The sequence below is a fragment of the Xanthomonas euroxanthea genome, from assembly GCF_903989455.1.
GTDB lineage: Bacteria > Pseudomonadota > Gammaproteobacteria > Xanthomonadales > Xanthomonadaceae > Xanthomonas > Xanthomonas euroxanthea.
The window spans coordinates 582,957-602,079 of the sequence record NZ_LR861803.1 but is presented as its reverse complement, the minus strand read 5'-3'; the positions used below and the strand labels follow the sequence as shown (position 1 = coordinate 602,079).

Below are 19,123 nucleotides of genomic sequence, written 5' to 3'. Positions count from 1 at the left end.
CGTTGCAAGGTCGTCAAGCGCGATACATGCCCGTGCAGTTGGCCGGACGCGCAGCTCACGCGGCTGCGCGCAGGCACGTGCAACTGGGCTGCAGTGCAGGCACCGTCATCGCGCAATCGGCTCCAATCCGCACAAACGCTGCCCTACTGACAAAGAATTAGCCGCCCTCCACCCCGGCGGCGCGTGCCTGCGGCAATAATGCCCGGGCACCTTGCCTTGCAGAGACCGTGGCCACTCCCTCCTTCGAAACCCGCCTGAGCCGCCTGTGGGCCCATGAAAAGGCCAGCTATGGCCTGCGCGTGTTCATCGCGCTGGCAGTGGCGATGGGCGTGTGCTGGCATTGGCAGCAGCTCACCGCGGTGCCGGCGCTGTTCCTGGGCGCGATCGCCAGCGCCATCGCCGAGACCGACGACAACTGGCTGGGCCGCATCAAGTCGGTGCTGCTGTCGCTGCTGTGTTTCGCCGCCGCCGCCGCGTCGGTGGTGCTGCTGTTCCCGTATCCGCTGGCGTTCGTGACCGGCATGGCGGTGGCGACCTTCTCGCTGACCCTGCTCGGCGCGCTGGGCGAGCGCTACGCCTCGATCGCGCAGGCCACCGTGGCCTTGTCGATCTACGCCATGATCGGCATGGACCAGCACGGCAGCCACGATCCGTCGATCGCCTGGCATGGCGCGATGCTGCTGCTGATCGGCGCCACCTGGTACGGCGTGCTGTCGATCCTGTGGACCCTGCTGTTCGCCAATCGCCCGGTGCGCGAGCGGCTGTCGCGGCTGTTCTTCGAGCTGGGGCGTTATCTCAAGCTCAAGGCCGACCTGTTCGAACCGGTGCGGCAGAGCGACCTGCACGCACGCCGGCTGGCGCTGGCCGAGCAGAACGCCAAGGTGGTCGGCGCGCTCAACGCCGCCAAGACCGCGATCATGAGCCGCTTCGGCCGCTCGGGGCGGCCTGGCGTGCAATCGGGCCTGTATTTCCGCCTGTACTACATGGCGCAGGAATTCCACGAGCGCGCCAGCTCCTCGCACTATCCTTACGAAGCGCTGACCGACGCGTTCTTCCACAGCGACGTGCTGTACCGCTGCCAGCGCCTGCTCGCGCTGCAAGGCAAAGCCTGCGCCGCGTTGGGCGAGGCGATCCGCCTGCGCCAGCCGTTCGATTACGGCGACAACAGCCGCCTGGCCACCGAAGACTTGCGCCAGTCGCTGGACTACCTGCACGCGCGTGCCGACCCCGCCCTCGCGCGTCTGCTCGGCGCGCTGGAATTGCTGGTGACCAACCTGCAGAGCATCGAACGCAAGCTGTCGGAAGCGGCGCAATCCGATTCCACCAGCGACAACCTCGACACCCGCCTGCGTGATTCCTCGCCGCATACCTTGCGCGAAATGGGCGCGCGTCTGCTGCAGCAACTCACGCCCGGCTCGGTGCTATTCCGCCACGGCCTGCGCATGGCCATCGCGCTGGTGGTCGGCTACGCCATCATGCAGTCCATCCATGCCGACAACGGCTACTGGATCCTGCTTACCACCGCCTTCGTGTGCCGGCCCAATTACGGCGCCACCCGTCTGCGGCTGGTGCAGCGCATCGCCGGCACCCTGATCGGCCTGGTCGCCACCTGGGCGTTGATGCAGCTGTTTCCCGGCACCGAAGTGCAGCTGCTGCTGGCACTGGCCGCCGCACTGGTCTTCTTCATCACCCGCACCGATCGCTACATGCTGGCCACCGCCGGCATCACCGTGATGGCGCTGTTCTGCTTCAACCTGCTCGGCGATGGCTTCGTGCTGATCTGGCCGCGCCTGATCGACACGCTGATCGGTTGCGCGATCGCCGCGGCCGCCTCGTTCCTGATCCTGCCGGACTGGCAGGGCCGCCGCCTCAACCAGGTGATGGCCACGGTGCTGGCCAGCTGCGCGCGCTACCTGGCCCAGGTGCTGGAGCAATACGCCAGCGGCATGCGCGACGACCTGCCCTACCGCATTGCCCGGCGCGACATGCACAACGCCGATGCCGCGTTGTCGGTGGCCTTGTCCAACATGCTGCGCGAACCGGGCCGCTATCGGCGCAACCTGGACGCCGGCTTCCGCTTCCTGGCGCTGTCCAACACCCTGCTCGGCTATCTGTCCGCGCTTGGCGCGCATCGCGCCGCGCTCGATGGCGAACACGATCCCGCCATCGCGCAGGCCGGCGACTACCTGCAGCGCGCGCTGGGTGAAATCGCCACCGCCCTGCGCGAACGCCAGCCGCTGCCGGTGCACGACGAAAGCCAGGAAATCGCCACCGCCGAAGCGCTGGAACAGCACGCCGTGCAATTGCCGCCCAAGCAGCGCCTGGTGCGCGACCAGCTGGCACTGACGCTGCGGCTGTTGCCCAAGCTGCGTGCCGCAGCCCTGGCGGTCACGACGGCACCCACAGAGACGCCAACGCGGCTGGCGGCCACCAAGGCCTAGCGCACCGTTGTCGGTGCGCCTGGACACCGCAGCAGGCACGCCTGCGTCCGCACGCAAGCGCGATGCCGGGCCATGCGATGCACGTCCGGGCCACGCCCGTCCAACGCCTGCGGCGTCGCTCCGTCCGCCGCACCTACTTCCACTGCTTGCGCGCCACGCTCAGCCCCACCCAGCCCAGCGCTGCCACCGCCAGTACCGCCCCACCGATCACCACGCCGTTCCAGCCGGCCTGCGCATAGGCCGCCGTGCCCAGCGTGGAGCCCACCGCACCACCGATGAAATAGCAGGTGATATAGGCCGAGGTGATGCGATTGCGTGCGTTCGGATTGCGCTGGTAGATCACGCTCTGGTTGGCGATATGCACGCCTTGCACCGCGATATCCAGCAGCAACACGCCGACGATCAGCAGCGCGATCGACTGCGGCGCAAACGCCAGCAATCCCCATGACAGCAGCAGCATCACCAGCCCGCCCCAGCTGACACGGTCGCCATGGCCGTGGTCGGACCAGTGACCGGAACGGTTGGCCGCCAGCGCGCCAGCCGCACCGATCAGGCCGAACAGCCCGATCACCGCCGTGCCATAGCCATAGGCGGGCCCGGACAACAGGAACGCCAGCGTGGTCCAGAACATGCTGAAGCCGGCAAAGATCAACCCGCCCAGCACCGCGCGCGCGCGCAGCACCGCATCGTCGCGCAGCAGCGTCAGCACCGAGCCCACCAGCTGCGGATACGACAGCTGCGCATTGCCGGGATGCCGCGGCAGCCCGCGCCACAGCAGCCAGGCGGTGACCAGCAACAGGCCGGAGGCGATCCAGTACACCGTATGCCAGCCGCCAACCCCGGCCAGCACCCCGGCCGCGGTGCGCGCCAGCAGGATGCCCAGCAACAGGCCGCTCATCACCGTGCCGATCACCCGCCCGCGCTCGTGCGGGGCGGCCAGGGTCGCGGCGAATGGCACCAGGATCTGCGCCGCCACCGAACTGGCACCGGTGACGATCGTGCCGGCCAGCAACATGCCGAAGCTGTGCGAGACGGCGCTCACCAGCAGGCCCAGCGCACTGAGCACGAACAGGCCGACGATCAGCCCGCGCCGCTCCAGCCGGTCGCCCAGCGGCACCAGCGACAGCAGCCCCGCCGCGTAGGCCAGCTGCGCGGCAGTCACCACCGCGCCGGCACTGCGCACCTGGATCCCGAACGCCTGCGCCAGCGTCTCCAGCAAGGGCTGCGCGTAGTAATTGCTCGCCACCGCCAGCCCGGTGGCGGCGGCCATCAGCAACACCAGCCGGCGCGGCAATGGCGGGGGGGCAATCGGTTCGACGGTCATGGCAGGTGCCTGCTGAAGGAGTGGGCGCAGTGTGGGCAGCGACGCGGCATCTTTCCAATGTATTGTTTTCACCGTGTCCATCGCGTTTTGAGATCGCATGCTGACCCTGCGCCAACTGGAGTTCGCCGTGGCCGTGGCCGAGGAAGGCGGCTTCACCGCCGCCGCGCGCCGTTGCAACACCGTGCAGTCGGCGCTCAGCCACCAGGTCGCCAAGATCGAGCAGACCCTTGGCGCGCGCCTGTTCGAGCGCGGCACCCGTCGGGTGCGGCCCACCGCCGCCGGCGAGGTATTCCTGCACAACGCCCGCGCCACCTTGCGCGCGGCCGAGCGCCTGCACGAGGAAATGGCCCAGGCCCTGGGCACGGTGCGTGGCCAGCTCACGCTGGGGCAGATTTCCTCGCTCACCACCGTGCAGCTGCCGGCGCTGCTGCGCGCGTTTCGCAACGCGCATGCGCGGGTGGACGTGCACCTGCGCACCGCCATGAGCGAGGCCCTGCTGCACGACCTGGGCGAAGGCCGGCTGGATGTGGCCCTGGTCGGCGTCGGCCCGCAGGTCGCAGTGCCCGACCAGCGGCTGCTGCTGCACGAGGAGGCCCTGGCCCTGATCGTGGCGCCCGGCCATCGCTTTGCCACGCGCAAGCGGGTGGCGCTGGCCGAGCTGGACGACGAACCGATGGCCGGGCTGATCGCCGGCGCCGGCGTGCGCGGCATCGTCGATGCGGCCTTCGCGCAGGCCGGTTTGCGGCAACGCCAGCAATACGAGGTCACCCACGCCGATCTGATGCGCGAACTGGTCGCCGCCGACCTGGGCGTGGGTATCGTGCCGCAGACCATGGCCGCGGCCATGCGCGGGGTGGTGACGGTCGCACTGAAGGAGCGCTTCGGCTTTTCGACCTATGCGGTGTGGCGGCCCGACCCCACCCCGGCCGCACGCGCCTTCGTGGCGCTGCTGCGCGCCCAGGCCGCGCGGCGCGCGCCATCGGCACGCACGCCGCGCCGCGCGTAGCGGCATGCACCAGCCCGCCGTGGAAGCCTGCTAGGCTGCGCGCGTTCGCAAAGGAAACTGCATGTCCGGTCACAGTCAGTTCGCCCTGCTCAGGCAGCGCCGCTTCTTGCCGTTCTTCGCCGTGCAGGCGTTGGGCGCCTTCAACGACAACGTCTACCGGCAGGCCATCATCGGCCTGTTGTTCTACCTGGGCATCGATGCGGCGCAGCGCACGCTGTACACCAATCTGGCGCCGGCACTGTTCATCCTGCCGTACTTCCTGTTCTCCGCGCTGGCCGGGCAGATCGCCGAGAAGCTGGAGAAGCAGAAGCTCATCGTGATCACCACCACGATGGAGATCGCGATCATGTCGCTGGCGGCGGTGGGCTTTCTCACCGAGAACATGGTGATCCTGCTGATTGCGCTGTTCTGCACCGGCCTGCAGTCCACGCTGTTCGGGCCGGTGAAGTATTCCATCCTGCCTTCGGTGCTCAAGCCCGAGGAACTCACCGGCGGCAACGGCCTGGTCGAGATGGGCACCTCGATCTCGATCCTGTGCGGCATGATCTTCGGCGGGCTGATCTTCCAGATCGCCGGCAGCCATGGGCCGGAGGCCGCAGCCACCGCGGTGATTGCCATTGCCGTCACCGGCAACCTGGTCGCGCGGCTGGTGCCCAAGGTCGACGCCGGCGCGCCAGAGCTGAAGATCAACTGGAACCCGATCCCCGAATCGCGCGCCATCATGCGCCTGACCCGGCGCACGCCGGCGGTACGCAACGCCGTGCTCGGGGTGTCGTGGTTCTGGTTCGTCGGCACCGTGCTGACCGCGCAGCTGCCCACCTATGCGCAGGTCAATCTTGGTGGGCAGCAGGATCTGTACGTGTTCGCGCTGGCGCTGTTTTCGATCGGCACCGGTGTCGGTTCGCTGCTGTGCGAGCGGCTGTCCGGGCGCACCGTCGAAATCGGCCTGGTGCCGCTGGGCGCGTTCGGCATCAGCGCCTTCCTGCTGGACCTGTATTTCGCACGCCCGGGCGCTGCGCCCGCCACCGATCTGTCGATCGGCCAGTTCGTGCAGCAGGCCGGCAGCGTGCGCCTGATCGTGGATCTGGTCGGCATCGGCCTGTTCACCGGTCTGTTCGTGGTGCCGTTGTTCGCGTTGATCCAGAGCCGCACGCCCAAGGCCGAACTCTCGCGCGTGATCGCCGGGCTCAACATCCAGAATTCGCTGTTCATCGTCACCGCCGCCATCGTCGGCATCGCGCTGCAGTTGCCGCAGCTGGTGCTGTTGGGCGTGCGCATTCCGCTGCCGGGCCTGAGCATTCCGCAGGTGTTCCTGGCGTTGGCGCTGGCCAATACGCTGGTGGCGCTGTGGATCTTCACCCTGGTGCCCGAGTTCCTGATGCGCTTTCTCAGCTGGGTGCTGGTGAGCGTGCTGTACCGGCTGCGCGCACGCGAGATCGACCGCCATGTGCCCGAGGAAGGCGCCGCGCTGCTGGTGTGCAACCACGTCAGCTACATGGACGCGCTGATCCTGTCGGCGGTGATCCCGCGCCCGGTGCGCTTTGTCATGTACTACAAGATCTTCCGCATCCCGGTGATGCGCTGGATCTTCCGCACCGCCAAGGCGATCCCGATCGCCGGCGCGCGTGAAGACCCCGCGCTGATGCAACAGGCCTTCGACCGTATCGATGCGGCGCTGGCCGACGGCGAGCTGGTGTGCATCTTCCCCGAAGGCGCCTTGACCCGGGATGGCGAGATCGCAGCGTTCAAGTCGGGCGTGGAAAAGATCCTGCAACGCCGCCAGGTGCCGGTGATTCCGATGGCGTTGCGTGGCATGTGGTCGAGCATGTGGAGCCGCCGCGACACCCGCCTGGGCCGCATGCGCGTGCCGCGCCGGATCCGCGCGCATATCGAAGTGGCCGCCGGCCCAGCGGTTCCCGGCGACGCGGCGACCGCCGCGCTGCTCGAGCAGCAGGTCCGTGCACTGCGCCAGGATCAGCCATGAGTGCGGCCGGCGTGGGCTTTGCGTCCGTCGCGCGCCGCGAGTAGCCTGTGCGCCATTGCACGTATTGCCGCCGCGCTCGCCTAGCGGGCGCGACAAGAAGGACCGGGGGAAGTCGCCGTACGCCACATCACCGTGTCAGACGCGTTCGCCGTGACCGGCGGACGCTGCCTGCGCGGCCCATCGCTGCCTTCCCCGCGCGCTGCAACATCTCGCTGTTGTTTACCACCCAAGGAGCTTCACCATGAGTGCCATCCCACCGCCGATCCATCCCTCGTCCAGCGCCGCACCCGGCCCGGTCCCCAATCACCTGATCTGGGCGATCGTCTCCACCGTGCTCGGTTTCTGCCTGTGCTGCCCGGCCCTGATCACCGGCATCGTGGCGATCGTTTTCTCCAGCAAGGTCAACGGCCTGCTCAACCAGGGCGACATCGACGGCGCACGGCGTGCCTCCAACACCGCCAAGACCTGGTGCATCGTGACCAGCGTGCTGGCCGTGATCGGCCTGCTGATCAACATCGGCGTGGTCGCCACCGGCGGCATGCAGGGCTACATGGACTACATGCAGCAGTTGCAGCACATGCAGTAATGGAATTGCGTCCACGCTATTGGCTTGGACTCGGGGCGGCCACCAGCGTGGCCGCCTTTGGCGTGTCGCTGCTGTATCGCTTCGATCCGAACGCGAGCAACAGCCCGTTCCCGCCCTGCGTGTTCCGTGCCGTGACCGGCTGCTATTGCCCCGGTTGCGGCATGACCCGCGCGCTGTATGCGCTGGTGCACTTCGATCTCCCCGGCGCCTTCGCCATGAACCCGGCCGCCGTGCTCGGCCTGTGCACCCTGCCCGGCCTGATTGCCTGGAAGGCCGGCTGGCGCGCGCGCTGGTTCGCACCCGTGGTGGCCGTCATGTCCGAGCCGAAGTTCTGGTTATGGGCGTTGCCGCTGTACTGGATTGCACGGAATCTGCCGTGGTTTCCTTTTACGCTGCTTGCGCCGGGGTAGCCGCGAACAACCGCTTGATGCGGTGATATTGCAACGCGCGGCGGCGCGCCATGCATTGCGGCGCCCGAGATCATGCCTGGCGCGGTTTCCTTTTACGCTGCTTGCGCCGGGGTAGCCGCGAACAACCGCTTGATGCGGTGATATTGCAACGCGCGGCGGCGCGCCATGCATTGCGGCGCCCGAGATCATGCCTGGCGCGGTTTCCTTTCACGCTGCTTGCGCCGGGGTAGCCCGAACAACCGCTTGATGCGGTGGATATTGCAACGCGCAGCGGCGCGCCATGCATTGCGGCGCCCGGGATCATGCCTGGCGCGGTTTCCTTTCAACCTGCTTGCGCCAGGGTAGCCGCGAACAATCGCCTGATGCGGTGGATATTGCAACGCGCAGCGGCGCGCCTGTATCGCGCCTACCGCACCCATCCGGCGATCACCAGCAACGCCAGCACCACCATCCACAGCAGCAGCACGCGCCAGACCAGACTCATCGCATCGCGCACTTCCGGCAGGCGGCGCCACACCGGCACCAGCCCTGCATCGGTGTAGTCGTGCGCTTCTTCGCGCAGTTCGGCACTAACGCTGGCACGCGCCACCGCACCGAGAAAATGCGGCTCCAGCGACCACCGATTGCCATGCGCTTCACGCCAGGCACGGAACACCGTGTCGAAATTGCCCACCAGCGCCATCGACACGGTGATCAACTGCGCCACCGGCCATTCCAGCGCGGCCAGCACCCAACGCGCGCCGGCCAGGTTGCGCGGCGGCAGCAGCACCGACAGCGGGCTTTCCACCGCCAGCGCCGTCAGCCGGTACAGCACCGCACCGAACGGCCCCAGCAGCAAAAACCACCACAGCACCGCGAACCAGCGCCGCAGCCCGTTGACCACCACCGCTTCCACCAGCGACGGCGCATCTTCGTGCACGCTGCCGCCGGCGGCCTGCAGGTGCGAGATGGCCTCACGCCGCAACGCCGGCGCGTCGGCATCGATCACCGCTTCCACATCGCGGTCCAGATCGCGCGGCCCCCAGGTCCAGGCCAGCACCGCCACGCCGAACAGCAAGGCCCAGAACCCGCGCCACACATCGTCCAGCAGCCATTGCAGCAGTAGCACCACCAGCAGGGCCGGCAACAGTGCCAGCAGCACGCCATAACGCCCCTGCCACGCACCGCGCCCGGCCGCATGGCTGTCCAGCCGGCGTAGCCACTGGCCGAACCATTCGAAACGCCGCAGCCGCGCCACCTGGGCGGGCGCCAGGTGGCCCAGCGCAAGTGCGACGACGACAGCAACCAGGGTGGTGAACATGGGTGGGCCTCCTCAGCCGAGTCTAGCCGAGCCGCTGCACGCGCACCCGATCTGCGTGCGCTGCGCCGCTCGCCCCGGCTCAGCCATGGACGCGATGCCAATGCTCGATCAGCGCGCGCGCGATGGAAATACGCGGCGGCAACCCGATCTCGCCGTCGCCGGCCAGTGCCGCGCTGACCTCGGCATGGCTGACCCAGCGCGCGTCTTCCAGCTCGCCGGTGACCTGCGGCACTTCGCTTGCCGCAGCGCGCGCGCTGAAGCCCAGCATCAACGCGCCCGGGAACGGCCACGGCTGCGCGCCCAGGTAGCGGCAGTCCTGCACCTGCACGCGGGTTTCCTCGAACACCTCGCGCGCCACGGTCTGCTCCAGCGACTCGCCGGGTTCGACAAAGCCGGCAATCACCGAGTAGCGCCCCGGCGCCCAGCTCGCCTGCCGCCCCAGCAGCAAGCGCGCGCCATCGCTGACCGCCACGATGATGGCCGGATCCACGCGCGGGTAATGCTCGGTCTGGCATTGCGTGCAATGGGCGATGAAGCCGGCCCGCCGGAACGCGATCGCCCCGCCGCAGACACCGCAAAAGCGCGTGCGCGACTGCCAGTGCAGCATCGCGCGCGCGTAGGCGAACGCGGTGGAGACGTCTGCCGGCCAGTCGGCGGCGGCCTGGCGCAGGTCGATGCGCTGCGGCGCTTCCACACCCGGCACATCGGACGGCAGGCAGAACCAGCCGACTCCATCGCGCAGCCCCAGAAAGATCGCTCCGTCCGGCGCTTCGCCAAGCGCGGCACCGTCCATCAGCAGCGGCTGGCCATCGGCATCGGCCAGCGCGGTGCCCTTGGCATCGAGCAGCAGCACGCGGCCTTGCGGCCACAGACGCGCCAGCGCAGCGGCATCGTCACGCAGCAGGTCGCCGCGATCCAGCGGCGCGTGGGTGAAGGCAAAACCGGAGGCGGAAAAGGAAGGCTCTGACATCGGCGCAAGCCTGCCGATAATCGGCATCGCCTGCAACCGGCGCGCCACGGATGCAGGCCCGGCTGGCGGCGCGCGTTCAGACGTGCCACGGGCCCGCGCTCGCCGGCGGTGCTGACTGCGTCACATTGCGCGCTGCGCCGCACGGCAGGCCACGCGCAATCGGCATGGCGTTGCGGCAACCAGGTCGAATCCGGGCATGCTCAGCCTTGTCGCCTGCAACAGCGACAAGGCCTCGATCGGATCGTGACGCGTCCAGGCGGACCCGGGACGCGACCGATCATCGGCGCTGGCAGCGCCTCACCATCCAGGCCTCAGCGCTGCTTGTCCAGCAGCTGATGCCGTACGGCGACGATGCACGGCTCATTGGTGGTCAGATGCACGAAAGCCGAGTTGTCGTTGGGGTCGCCACTGCCGATGTCCACCAGCGCTGCCTGGGTGCTGCCGCGGCGTTTGAAACCGGCAATGGCGGTCACCGCATTCTTCAGCGGGATGGTCGCGTCGTTGGACGAACCGCACAGCAGCGTCGGCGTCTGCGGCGCCCAGTCCAGCACGTCGTTGCGTGCCAGATCCTTGCGGAACGGATTGTCCGGGTTGCTGGCGAAGTCACGATAGAACCCGGGCTGGAAATACGCCTTGAGCTGATCGATCCCGGGCAGCGTATCGCCCAGCACCAGATCGGTCAGGCCCAGCTTGCCGGGGAACAGCCCCTCGACCCTGGCCGCCCATGGGTCCTGAAACACCTGCCCGGCCGCCAGATAGAGATTGCGATACGTGTGCTGCATCGCGACGATCGCGTAGCTGCCCAGAATGATGCCGAAGCTGCTTTCACCGACGGCGTTGCTCCCGCTCCAGCTGTCCACGAAGGTCTGCTCCAGCGCGTAGGGCCCGGAGATCGGCGCGCTGGCCACCAGATGGAACTCGCTGGACAGATGCGCCTCGATTTCCCGCTGGGTTGCCAGTGCGGCATGACCGCCTTGCGAATACCCCGACAGCATCACCTTGCCGGACAACGGCGTCTTCATCCGCTGCAGCACGCTGCGTGCCGCGCGTAGCGCATCGATCGTCGCACTGGCCTCGGATGCGCTATGCAGGTAGGGATGGAAACCGTAGCTGGATTTGCCCAGCCCCAGGTAATCGCTGCTGACCACCACATAGCCCTGGCTGGCCAGACGGGTGACCAGCGGGTCGTTCCCCTTGGCATCACGGATGTCCTTGGCCTGTTCCTCGTTGCGGAGCGTCGCGGTCGACCGCCCCCAGCCCAGCAACGGATACGGACCGGTGCAACGCTCGCCACCCGGAATCAGCACCACGCCCGAGGCCGTGGCCGGTTCGCCATCGACGCCGACGGTGGCATAGGTGAACTCGGCCACGCGCACGTTGCATCTGGGCTGTTCGGCCGCCGGCTCGGCGGTGAGCAATGCGGCAATCGCATCGCGGGTGTAGCTGGTCAGGAAATTGCTGCTGAGCAAGCTGCCGCGCGCGGGTGACGCCTGCGCGCCGGGTGCAAGCACTGCGCTGGCGATGCCAAGCATGGCCAGCAGGCCAAACGCCGATCGGGTTCTGATCTGCAACATGGTGAGACGTTCTCTCATGGATGGATGCAAGGGGCAGGGAGCCGGCGCGACAAAGGAGCGGGATCAGCTGCCCGATCCACGTACGCACGCGTGGCGATGCGCTTACTGCGCCATGGTGTGGAAGTGGCATCGCGCGCGGCACGCTCGCTCAGCGCAGTGGCGAGGCCTGCGTGTGTCAGGCAAGACAAGACGCGATGCATGAATGAAGCGAGCATGTCCGGGCACCGGCGCTGAGCGTGCGTGCAGTATGGCCATCGCCGCACGCGCTGCAGCTCACGCGCACGAAGCTTGCGCGCGCATGGCGAAACCCGCAGCACGCAAATGTTTACAGCGCGTTAGACATGCATATCGATGGCGCGTGGCGCCATACCACCCCGTGGCATTCGTCCCGGTGGCGATCGTCTGCGCGGTACGTGGCGCACATCGCTCGGCGTTTTGACTGCGCCCGGCGAACGGTATCGGTATCGGTATCGGTGCTGGTGTCGCGCGACATGCATCGCGTCCAAAAGACCCGCAATGCACACAAGCGACGTACCGCATGCAGCCCTGTCGCCGCACTTATGCCGCTACCGCACTCACCACGCCGCGCTGAACATGGAAACGTTGCACGCAGCAGATCGCCCGCGCCTCAAACACCGGCAACCGCGTCGATTCAGACGCTGAAGCTGCTGCCGCACCCGCAGGTGGTCTTGGCATTCGGATTGCGGATCACGAACTGCGCCCCGGTCAGGCTTTCGGTGTAGTCCACTTCCGCGCCCATCAGGTATTGCAGGCTCAGCGGGTCGACCAGCAGCGTCACCCCGTCGGTGGCCACGGCCAGGTCGTCCTCGGCGCGGTTCTCGTCGAACTCGAAGCCGTACTGGAAGCCGGAACAGCCGCCCCCCTGGATATAGACGCGCAACGCCAGCTCGGCGTTGCCTTCTTCCTGGATCAGCTCGCGCACCTTGCTGGCGGCGGCCACAGAAAAGTTCAGCGGCCGGTCGATGGACTGGTAGTCCGGGGCCGGGGCGGCGGTGGGAAGCGAAACGAGCGTGCTCATGGCGTCAGCATGGGGGCCAGGCGGCCCCACTTCAAGCACTGCCTGCCAAACCCGACACCCCGCTTCAGCCGCAGGCCACGCACTCAGGCCTCGGCAGTCTCGGCCTGCAAGGCCTTGGCGGGCTCGGCACGGCCGGCGTCCGGCGCCGGCAACGCGGCGGTCGCGCCGGCGGTGGCGGCATGGATCAGGCGCCCGGTGAGCTGCGCACCGGCGCTCATCTCCACCACCTGGTAATGCACATTGCCCTGCACTCGCGCGTTGGCGGCCAGTTCGACCCGCTCGGCCGCATGCACATCGCCGGTCAGCTGGCCGTTGATGATCACCACCGGCGCGCGCACCTCGCCCTCGATGCTGCCCTGCTCGGCCACCGTCAAGATGGCGCCGGCGCCGTCTTCGGCGATCACCTTGCCCAGGATGCGGCCTTCCACATACAGCCCGCCGCTGAACACCAGGTCGCCGCGGATGACCACCTGCGGCCCGATCAAGGTATCGACCACGGTCTGCGCACCACGGTTGGATTTGTTTCCGAACATGAGCTACTCCCCCGCGCCACTCCCGGCGACTTTCCAGTCGAATGTCTGATTGACCGGCGCCCCGTCGCCGCTCAGGGTGATTTTGACACGTTGCGGAGTGAAATCCTTCGGCAGGATCACGCTGCCGTCCAATTGCTGGAAATAGCGGAACGAGTAGGCCTGCCCGGCCGCATCCGGCTTCTGGTGCAGCTCGTTCCAGTTCACCGTGACCAGCTTGCCGGCGCGCACGCCTTCCACCGTAAAGCGCAGCTGGCCCTGGCTGATCGCGCCGCGGTTGAGGTTCTGGGTCAGCACCACGCTGTAGTTCCAGGTGCCGCCGGCCTCTGCGCTGAATTGCACCGAGTGTGCGTTGAGCCCCTTGCGTTGCGCGGTGGAGCCCACCAGGCGCTCGTAGAACGCCACATCCGCACGCAGTGCGGCGATCTGCTCGTCACGCTCGGCCAGCGAGGCCTGCACTTCGGTGTTGGCGGCGCGGCTGATCTTGTCGGACATTTCCAGATTGACCTGGCGCTGCTGCAACTGCGCAATCTGCCGACGCTGCTGGGCCTGACTGCGTTGCGCCTGCTGCAACGCCGCCTCGGCCTCGACCAAGCGCGGCGCAGCGGTACGGCTGGCCATCCACCATGCCCCGCCCAGCGATGCCAGCCACACCAGCGCGATCACCAGCCACCGCCAGCGGCCGCCGGAACGGCCACCGCCGGAGTCACGTTGGACGATCTGAACGCGTGCGGCTGGTCGCATGGGCATCGGGTCCGGACGGGCCGGCGCAGTCATGGGCGGCGTAGTGTGCCAGAGCGTCGGCAACCATCGTGCTGGCGCTGGACCGGCGGTTATCCGATAGTTCCGCATTGTTCGCAGGAAGCAACGCCATGAGCGAAGCCCATCTGTTCGTGATCGGCATCCTGCTGGCCTGGCTGGCCGGCATCCGTGTCTATCTCACCGTTTTCGGTGTCGGCCTGGCCGGCCTGCTCGGCTGGATCGAGCTGCCGCCGGCCCTGCATCCGGCGCAGTCGTGGTGGGTGCTGGGCACCTCCGGTGCACTGGCGGTGGCCGAGTTCTTCGCCGACAAGATCCCCGGCGTGGATTCGGGCTGGGACCTGCTGCAGACGCTGGCACGGGTGCCCGCCGGCGCCTTCCTGGCCGCGGCCACGCTGTCGCCGGACGGTGACCTGAGCACCGGCGTGCTGGCCGCAGGCGCCGGCGTGGCGCTGACCAGCCACACCCTCAAGGCCGGCACCCGCGCCTTGCTCAACACCTCGCCGGAACCGGCCAGCAACTGGGTCGCCTCGCTGGCCGAGGACACCATCGCCACCACCGCCCTGGCGCTGGCACTGGCGCACCCATGGCTGGCACTCAGTGTTGCGGTGGGCTCCAGCGTGCTCGCTACGCTGGTGGTCTGGTGGGTGTGGCGATTGCTGTGGCGGGGCATGCGGCGGCTGGTTGCGCCGATGCGCCCTGCCACCACGCCGGCTGCACGTCGCTCCCCGCTATCGTGAAGTTCATCGCATAATCATCGCGACTGCAGGGAGTATTGATGGCCGCCCGAGATCCGGTTCCTTTCACCCGTGACGACACCGCCACGCGTAATCGTCCACTGCGCGCCGAGACACCGCCGGCCGACTACTGGCGCCGCTGGGCCGACGAGGCCGCGGCGGCATCCAACCCGGCAGAGCCGGTGAGTGCCGCCATCATTCCCGCGCCCGCTGCCGCACCCGCATCGATCCTGCCGATGGCACCAGCCCAGGCCGTCGCGCCAGGTGGCAGTGCGCACGCGACGGCTGCAGCGTCGACGCTGGCGACTGTCTCGGCGTCGCGCGAGGGCGACGACACCATGGCCGCCGATGCGCCGTACCGCGTGCTGATCGTCGAGGACGACCGCTCGCAGGCGCTGTTCGCGCAGAGCGTGCTGCACGGTGCCGGCATGCATGCGCAGGTGGAAATGACCGCCGCCAGCGTGCCGCAGGCGATCCAGGACTACCACCCGGATCTGATTTTGATGGATCTGCACATGCCCGAGCTGGACGGCATCCGCCTGACCACCCTGATCCGCCAGCAGCCCGGCCAGCAATTGCTGCCGATCGTCTTCCTCACTGGCGACCCGGATCCGGAGCGTCAGTTCGAAGTGCTCGACAGCGGCGCCGACGACTTCCTGACCAAGCCGATCCGCCCGCGTCACCTGATCGCCGCAGTGTCCAACCGCATCCGCCGCGCACGCCAGCAGGCGCTGCAGCAGGCCGGTGAACAGGTTAGCGTGCGCAGCAATCCGGAGACCGGCCTGCCGACACGCGCCCATGTGATGGAACTGCTCGCCGATGCGCTGGCGCGCAAGCAGACCGGCGGGTTGTTCTTCATCGAAATCGCCAGCGCGCTCGGCTTGCGCGAGCGCTATGGCTATGCCGCCTATGAGCGCCTGATGACCCAGGCCGGGCATCGCCTGGCCAGTGCCGCGCAGCCGTATCCGCTGGCACGCCTGAACGACAACAGCTTCCTGCTGCTGGGCGTGGACATGCCCGAATCCAGCCTGGAACAGCAGGCGCTGGAAATCCGCCAGCGGCTGTCGGCCCATGCCTTCCCGGTGCGCGAGGAAGAATCGGTGCACGTGCGCTGCGCCATCGGCGTGGCACCGCTGGGCCTGGGCTTCGACGATACCGGCAGCGCGCTGGAAGCGGTCGAGCGCACCGCGCTGCAGGCGCGCCTGCGCAGCGAAGGCGTGCAGGCCTACCTGGCCCCCAGCCAGGCCGAACAACAGGAGCAGCTGCGCCTGGTCGAAGGCCAGCTCGAACTGGCGTATCAACCGATCGTGGCGGTGGCCGGCGGCGACACGGCGCAATACCAGGTGCTGCTGCGGCTGCGCCAGGCCGACGGCACGCTGCTGTCAGCCGGCCAGGTGATTCCCGCCGCCGAAGCGGCCGGACGCATCGCCGATCTCGACCAGCAGGTCATGGACCACGCGCTCGGCCTGCTGCATCTGTACCAGCACGCCCACCCGCCGCTGCGGTTGTTCGTGTCGCAGTCGCCGCGCACGCTGGCGCGCGATGCCTTCGCCGACTGGTTGCTCAAGGCGCTGGTCGAGCGCGGCGTGGCCGGGCAATCGCTGATCGTCGACCTGCGCCTGGACGATGCCTTGATCCACGCAGTCACCGTGCAGCAGTTCTGCGCCAGATTGATGCAGGCGGGCGTGCAGTTCTGCCTGAGCCAGTTCGAGCCCGGCGACGAAGCCAACGCGCTGCTGAGCCAGCTGCCGCTGAGCTTCGTGCGCATGGCCAACCGCTTCGCCGATGCCCATGGCAATGCGGCAGTCCGCGATGAACTGCGCGGCGTGATCGATATCGCCCATCAGCGTGGCTTGCTGATCATCGGCCAACGCATCGAGGACCCGCAGTCGGCCGCGGCGATGTGGATGAGTGGCGTGGACTTCATCCAGGGCAACCTGGTGCAGACGGTCGGCAAGGAACTGGACTTCGACTTCACGAACGCGGTGCTCTGAGTGACAGCGCGGGCAGGAGGCCTCCGCGCCTGGAGCGGCCTGGCCGTGTTGGCTGCTCTAGTCGCAGCGCTGGGTGCGGGCCTGCAGTGGTCGGCCATCGACGGGCCGTGGCGCACGGTGACGGCCGCCGCTGCAGCGCTGGCAGTGGTGTTCGGCCTGTGCGCCGCAGCTGCCGGCTACCGCAGCGCGCGCGCCCAGCACGCCCTGACGCAACGCCTGGAAGAGGCCGACGTCGTCCGTGAGCGCCTGCAGCAGGAGCTGCAGCGCCACGGCGAGCTTGAACAGGAACTGCTGCGCGCCAAGCAGGCCGCCGAGGCCGCCACGCTGGCCAAGGGCGAATTCCTGGCCACCATGAGCCACGAGATCCGCACCCCGCTCAACGGCATCATCCCGATGCTGGAGCTCATTTCCAGCGGCCAGCTCAGCCTGGACCAGCGCGACATGCTGCAGACCGCCACCGGCAGCTCGCTGCAGTTGCTGCGCATCGTCGACGACATCCTCGACTACTCCAAACTCGAAGCCAACAAGCTCGAACTGGAGATCACCACCTTCAACCTGCGCGAGCTGCTCGACGGCGTCGTGCAGTTGCTGCAGCGTACCGCCGAAGGCAAGCAGCTGCGCCTGGGGCTGGATATCGAGCCATCGGTGCGCCTGCTGGTGCGCGGCGACCCGATCCGCCTGCGCCAGGTGCTGGGCAACCTGATCGGCAATGCGATCAAGTTCACCGAGCGCGGCAGTGTCGACATCCAGTTGCGCCGCCTGGGCGAAACCCGCGCCCAGCACCTGCTGCGCTTCCAGGTGCGCGATACCGGCATCGGCATCGCCCCGGATCAGCAGGCGCGCCTGTTCCGCTCCTTCGCCCAGGCCGACGCCTCCACCACGCGCCTGTATGGCGGCACCGGCCTGGGACTGGCGATCTGCAAGCGCATCATCGACCTGATGGGCGGCCGCATCGGCGTGGAGTCCGAGCCCGGGCGCGGCGCCACGTTCTGGTTCGAGATTCCGCTGCTCAAGGTCATCGGCGACCTGCAGCAGAACAGCGGCGCCGATGCCGCCCGGGTGATGGTGATCAGCTCCGACACACGCCTGTCGCAACGTCTCAAGCGCCTGCTCGACGGCTGGGGCGTGTCGCACGTGCTGATGGAGACCACCCAGGAAGCGCTGGAACGGGTGCGTCGCCACAGCGACGGCGAAGGCTTCCGCTGCGTCATTGCCGACCACGACACGCTGCGCTACAGCGCGCGCGCCGTGCATCGTGCACTTGCGCGCCCGGACGACCTCGGTGGCGCGCGCCTGATCTGGTTGTATGGCGACGAGCCGGTGCCTGCCGAGCTGCAGGACCATGCCACCCTGGTGCCGCGCCAGAGCCCGGACGAGACCCTGCGCTCGCTGGTGCTGCCGCCCGATCCAACGCCCGCCCCCGCCGCCACGCTGGCCGCGGCGATGATTCCCGAGCCGATGGCACCGGCGCTGGCCGGTACGCGCGAAGTGCGCATCCTGCTGGTGGAAGACAACCCGGTGAACCTGCTGGTCGCGCAGAAGCTGCTGGCCGTGCTCGGCTTCGACGCCGACACCGCCACCGATGGCGACGCCGCGCTGAGCAGCATGGAGTCCACTCGCTACGACATGGTCTTCATGGATTGCCAGATGCCGGTGCTGGACGGCTATGCCGCCACCCGCCGCTGGCGCGCGATGGAGACCGAGAGCGGCGGCCGCCCGGTCCCGATCGTGGCGATGACCGCCAACGCCATGGCCGGCGATCGCGAACGCTGCCTGGCCGCCGGCATGGACGACTACCTGTCCAAACCGGTCGCCCGCGAGCAGCTCGACGCCTGCCTGCAACGCTGGCTGCCGCGTCAACCGCTGCCAGCCGGCACGCCCCATGGCAGCCAGGCCGCAGCCGCCCCCGAAAGCGCCAGCAGCGCCGCGCAGGCGCGCGCCTTGCCGATCCTGGACAACAGCGTGATCGATGAGCTGTACGAGGTGGCGGGCGCGGACACCATCACCATCCTGCAGCTGTTCCTGGAAGATGCGCCGGGCATGATCGAACGCCTGGAAACCGCGGCCACCAATCGCGACAGCATGCAGCTGCGCGATCTGGCGCATACGCTCAAATCCTCCAGCGCCAACGTCGGCGCCCAGGCGCTGGCCAATGCCGCGCGCCGGATCGAACTGGCCGCGCGTACCGGCACCATCGAACGCCCCTCGGTGATGGTGGCCCTGGTCATCGCCGAATACGCACGCGCCCGCCTGGCATTGCTCGGCCAGGTCGCCCGCCTGCAGACCAAGGCCCGCGCCGCCAACTGAGGGCGGCCAACAAACCGTGGCAGCGGTTAGTCAGTCGGGTGCGAAGGACGCGCTCGCAACAGGAGCGTGCGCGTGGTACATGCAGCTTCCGGGCAGCGACGGCCACGCCGACCGCTCATGACCTCATGCGTGCCGGCATTGATCTCGCGATGGAAGAGGCCG

At 68.3% G+C, this 19,123-nt stretch carries 15 protein-coding genes; 8 read left to right on the top strand and 7 right to left on the bottom strand.

Features of this window, described 5'->3' with window-relative positions; all coding sequences use genetic code 11:
• Positions 1-227 precede the first annotated feature (227 nt).
• A complete protein-coding gene (gene yccS, locus H7A86_RS02555; protein WP_119130420.1) occupies positions 228-2,441 on the top strand; it encodes a YccS family putative transporter in 2,214 nt (737 codons plus the stop codon).
• A gap of 133 nt (positions 2,442-2,574) precedes the next feature.
• Here the strand turns inward: yccS and H7A86_RS02550 are convergent, their stop codons facing one another.
• A complete protein-coding gene (locus tag H7A86_RS02550) occupies positions 2,575-3,765 on the bottom strand; it encodes an MFS transporter (RefSeq protein WP_119130419.1) in 1,191 nt (396 codons plus the stop codon).
• Between the two features lie 97 nt (positions 3,766-3,862).
• Between H7A86_RS02550 and H7A86_RS02545 the strand changes: the two genes are divergently transcribed.
• From H7A86_RS02545 to H7A86_RS02530, 4 genes are all read left to right on the top strand, one after another.
• Positions 3,863-4,771, top strand: coding sequence for a LysR family transcriptional regulator (locus tag H7A86_RS02545; RefSeq protein ID WP_119130417.1), 909 nt, complete (start codon positions 3,863-3,865; stop codon positions 4,769-4,771).
• A 61-nt stretch (positions 4,772-4,832) separates the two neighbouring features.
• The gene (locus H7A86_RS02540; RefSeq protein ID WP_119130415.1) at positions 4,833-6,755 is read left to right on the top strand and encodes an MFS transporter; all 1,923 of its coding nucleotides are present in this window, start codon (positions 4,833-4,835) and stop codon (positions 6,753-6,755) included.
• A gap of 241 nt (positions 6,756-6,996) precedes the next feature.
• The gene (locus H7A86_RS02535; protein ID WP_104583533.1) at positions 6,997-7,341 is read left to right on the top strand and encodes a CD225/dispanin family protein; all 345 of its coding nucleotides are present in this window, start codon (positions 6,997-6,999) and stop codon (positions 7,339-7,341) included.
• Positions 7,341-7,751 (top strand): DUF2752 domain-containing protein, encoded by a 411-nt coding sequence (locus H7A86_RS02530; RefSeq protein WP_119130413.1) that lies wholly within the window; start codon positions 7,341-7,343, stop codon positions 7,749-7,751. The genes H7A86_RS02535 and H7A86_RS02530 overlap by 1 nt, the downstream gene beginning before the upstream one ends.
• Before the next feature lie 406 nt (positions 7,752-8,157).
• On the opposite strand, the gene H7A86_RS02525 is transcribed toward H7A86_RS02530, so the two are convergent.
• From H7A86_RS02525 to H7A86_RS02500, 6 genes are all read right to left on the bottom strand, one after another.
• Positions 8,158-9,051: a hypothetical protein gene (locus H7A86_RS02525; protein WP_119130411.1), complete on the bottom strand. Its 894-nt coding sequence runs from the start codon at positions 9,049-9,051 to the stop codon at positions 8,158-8,160.
• Positions 9,052-9,130: 79 nt separating this feature from the next.
• A complete protein-coding gene (nudC, locus tag H7A86_RS02520) occupies positions 9,131-10,021 on the bottom strand; it encodes an NAD(+) diphosphatase (protein WP_119130410.1) in 891 nt (296 codons plus the stop codon).
• Between the two features lie 311 nt (positions 10,022-10,332).
• Positions 10,333-11,595 (bottom strand): lipase family protein, encoded by a 1,263-nt coding sequence (locus H7A86_RS02515; protein WP_119130408.1) that lies wholly within the window; start codon positions 11,593-11,595, stop codon positions 10,333-10,335.
• A gap of 652 nt (positions 11,596-12,247) precedes the next feature.
• The gene (erpA, locus tag H7A86_RS02510; RefSeq protein ID WP_024938186.1) at positions 12,248-12,634 is read right to left on the bottom strand and encodes an iron-sulfur cluster insertion protein ErpA; all 387 of its coding nucleotides are present in this window, start codon (positions 12,632-12,634) and stop codon (positions 12,248-12,250) included.
• Positions 12,635-12,717: 83 nt separating this feature from the next.
• Positions 12,718-13,167, bottom strand: coding sequence for a bactofilin family protein (locus H7A86_RS02505; protein WP_104583528.1), 450 nt, complete (start codon positions 13,165-13,167; stop codon positions 12,718-12,720).
• Positions 13,168-13,170: 3 nt separating this feature from the next.
• Entirely contained in the window at positions 13,171-13,908 is a 738-nt protein-coding gene (locus H7A86_RS02500; protein ID WP_104583527.1) for a DUF6776 family protein, read from the bottom strand.
• Between the two features lie 128 nt (positions 13,909-14,036).
• On the opposite strand from H7A86_RS02500, the gene H7A86_RS02495 reads away from it, so the two are divergent.
• From H7A86_RS02495 to H7A86_RS02485, 3 genes are read left to right on the top strand one after another with little or no spacing between them, the layout of a single operon-like run.
• Positions 14,037-14,663 (top strand): DUF4126 domain-containing protein, encoded by a 627-nt coding sequence (locus tag H7A86_RS02495; RefSeq protein ID WP_104649169.1) that lies wholly within the window; start codon positions 14,037-14,039, stop codon positions 14,661-14,663.
• A gap of 38 nt (positions 14,664-14,701) precedes the next feature.
• Entirely contained in the window at positions 14,702-16,654 is a 1,953-nt protein-coding gene (locus H7A86_RS02490) for an EAL domain-containing protein (protein WP_180708012.1), read from the top strand.
• Positions 16,655-16,693: 39 nt separating this feature from the next.
• Complete coding sequence (locus H7A86_RS02485; protein WP_180708116.1) at positions 16,694-18,961, top strand: ATP-binding protein; 2,268 nt, start codon at positions 16,694-16,696, stop codon at positions 18,959-18,961.
• Positions 18,962-19,123 lie beyond the last annotated feature (162 nt).

Coding starts and splice junctions, on each gene's coding strand:
- H7A86_RS02495 (WP_104649169.1), top strand. CDS start 14,037: ATGAGCGAAGCCCATCTGTTCGTGATCGGCATCCTGCTGGCCTGGCTG.
- nudC (WP_119130410.1), bottom strand. CDS start 10,021: ATGTCAGAGCCTTCCTTTTCCGCCTCCGGTTTTGCCTTCACCCACGCG.
- H7A86_RS02550 (WP_119130419.1), bottom strand. CDS start 3,765: ATGACCGTCGAACCGATTGCCCCCCCGCCATTGCCGCGCCGGCTGGTG.
- H7A86_RS02490 (WP_180708012.1), top strand. CDS start 14,702: ATGGCCGCCCGAGATCCGGTTCCTTTCACCCGTGACGACACCGCCACG.
- H7A86_RS02535 (WP_104583533.1), top strand. CDS start 6,997: ATGAGTGCCATCCCACCGCCGATCCATCCCTCGTCCAGCGCCGCACCC.
- H7A86_RS02500 (WP_104583527.1), bottom strand. CDS start 13,908: ATGCGACCAGCCGCACGCGTTCAGATCGTCCAACGTGACTCCGGCGGT.
- H7A86_RS02525 (WP_119130411.1), bottom strand. CDS start 9,051: ATGTTCACCACCCTGGTTGCTGTCGTCGTCGCACTTGCGCTGGGCCAC.
- erpA (WP_024938186.1), bottom strand. CDS start 12,634: ATGAGCACGCTCGTTTCGCTTCCCACCGCCGCCCCGGCCCCGGACTAC.
- H7A86_RS02515 (WP_119130408.1), bottom strand. CDS start 11,595: ATGTTGCAGATCAGAACCCGATCGGCGTTTGGCCTGCTGGCCATGCTT.
- H7A86_RS02530 (WP_119130413.1), top strand. CDS start 7,341: ATGGAATTGCGTCCACGCTATTGGCTTGGACTCGGGGCGGCCACCAGC.
- H7A86_RS02540 (WP_119130415.1), top strand. CDS start 4,833: ATGTCCGGTCACAGTCAGTTCGCCCTGCTCAGGCAGCGCCGCTTCTTG.
- H7A86_RS02505 (WP_104583528.1), bottom strand. CDS start 13,167: ATGTTCGGAAACAAATCCAACCGTGGTGCGCAGACCGTGGTCGATACC.
- H7A86_RS02545 (WP_119130417.1), top strand. CDS start 3,863: ATGCTGACCCTGCGCCAACTGGAGTTCGCCGTGGCCGTGGCCGAGGAA.